General features: G+C 61.4%; 2 protein-coding genes. Both read right to left on the bottom strand.

Features of this window, described 5'->3' with window-relative positions:
- Positions 1 to 87: 87 nt before the first annotated feature.
- The gene (locus ACNTAO_RS12450) at positions 88 to 1,368 is read right to left on the bottom strand and encodes an RNA-guided endonuclease InsQ/TnpB family protein (RefSeq protein WP_435162426.1); all 1,281 of its coding nucleotides are present in this window, start codon (positions 1,366 to 1,368) and stop codon (positions 88 to 90) included.
- On the bottom strand, positions 1,365 to 1,754 hold the full coding sequence (tnpA, locus tag ACNTAO_RS12445) for an IS200/IS605 family transposase (protein ID WP_435162424.1): 390 nt from the start codon (positions 1,752 to 1,754) through the stop codon (positions 1,365 to 1,367). Before tnpA ends, ACNTAO_RS12450 begins: the two co-directional genes overlap by 4 nt.
- Positions 1,755 to 1,893 lie beyond the last annotated feature (139 nt).

The raw sequence follows: 1,893 nt of genomic DNA, 5'->3' as shown, positions 1-1,893 counted from the left end.
TTGACATCCTCCACACGGCTGAAGCCGTGGGATTCCTCGCGTTGAGGGTCCGGCATTAGCGCCACCCCCCACGGGGGCAACTTTCTCCTACGCCGACCGTAGGATACTCTGGTCTGTATGCTCCTCGTTGGGACGGTGAGCGCGTGGTGACGCCGACGATGAATGGTCGTCCCACTTGAGGCATACGGGCCGTGCCATCGGCCGTTGTACGTCTGCTTCGTGGCGTCGGAGGAACGTCTCCGACGCCGTGAGGTCCGCGTGGCCCTCGAATCCACAGGTGCACGTGAGCGTGTCTTGGTGCCGAGTCGTGTTCTCCGTCGAACTGCACTGCGGACACGTCCGAGTCGTCCACGCTTCGGGCCGGACTTCGACGGTGATGCCGAACTCCTCGGCGATACACGCAAGTCGATTTACGAACGCCCGGAACGACCAGAAGTTGTGCGTTTTCTGGTTCGCTCGCACCGACCAGTGCGTGTCGAGTACGTCGGTGAGGTCGCCGACGTACACGGTTGCCACGCCCTCCTCGTACAGTCGCTCGAAGAGGTCGCGGGCGAGGGCGTCCATGGCGTGGTCGCGCCGTCTCGTCCGGCGTCGGTACAGGCGTCGAATCCGTTTCGACGTGTACCGCCCCTCTTCGAGTTTGACCTTCGACTGGTGGTCCGCAATCGTCCGAGTCGTTTCTCGGAACCGCTCGAAGAGGTCGCGCCCCTCGTACAGATACTGCTGGCCGGTTGTGGTCGTACAGGCGACGATGTTGTTCGCGCCGATATCCAGAGCGGCAGTTTCGTCCGCCAGTGGTGAATCCTGTCGAGAAGTGTCTACCGTGACAGGCTGAATGGCTCTGAATCGATCTTCCAACTCGTCGTAGTACAGTTCCAACCGACCGGGTTTGCCGTCCCACTTGGGACGACCGCGCACTTCGAGGCGCAGGCGCTCGGTGTGGCCGAGTCCGTACTCGTCCTTGAGGTCTTTGCCGACCGGGATTTCGAGGCGGGACCGTTTGCCGAGTTCCAGCGTGTATTGGTCGCATCGGCCGTACCAACGGAGGTCGCGCCCCTCCTCCTCGTTGCCCCAGTAGCCCGGCGGGCCAGCGGGTTCGCCAGCCTCTTTCGACGCGAAGAACGACCGCCACGCTTCGTCGTTCTTGCGCTTCATCTCCTTCGCGGCCGCCGAGCCGAGAACGCCCTTGTAGGTGTCGTGAACGCGTGGGGCGTCCCAGACACTCCCGTCGAGTTCGCCGAAGAACCGCTGCCGGCGCTCGTAGGTGAGTTCGTTCCACAGGCTGGCAGAGGCGTCCAACACCCGATGTAGCAACTCCTCGTCCGTCGGCAAACGGGGCGCTACGTCGAAGCTGTTGGAGCGTTTCACTGTCCTGTTTGGGCTTCGATGTACGCTTCGACGGTTTCGTCCGATACGTCGCCAGCGGAGGACACGAAGTAGCTCCGCGTCCACAGTGACGGAAGACCGAAGTCGAACTCCTCGCGCATCCGGCGCGAAGAGTAGCCTTTGACCTGTTGCATGATTTTGTTCGGGGCAAGCTTCGGGTTCGCTTCAATGAACAGGTGTACGTGGTCGGGACGGACCGTAAGCGCCAGTACTTCGAGGCCGAGTTCGTCGGCTTTCTCTTGGATGAGTGCTTCGAGTCGGTCCTTTGCCTCGCCAGTGAGTACCGATTTGCGGTACTTCGGGCACCAGATGAAGTGGTAGTGCAAGCGGTGGACCGAGGTCCGCTCTTTGCTATACCCGCGAGGCATTGGCAGTATATAGATGTGCCACACAAATAAGTGTATCACATCCATTGAGACCCCGGTCGGGCCATCGTCGGCGGTTGTGGCCAATTCATCCGCTCAGACCCACCCGTGAACGGGTGGGGTTCCGCTCGATTAAGTCTCA

This window comes from Halorubrum zhoui (assembly GCF_051194155.1).
GTDB lineage: Archaea > Halobacteriota > Halobacteria > Halobacteriales > Haloferacaceae > Halorubrum.
The sequence above is the reverse complement of the archived record's forward strand: the minus strand, read 5'-3'. Positions and strand labels throughout refer to the sequence as shown.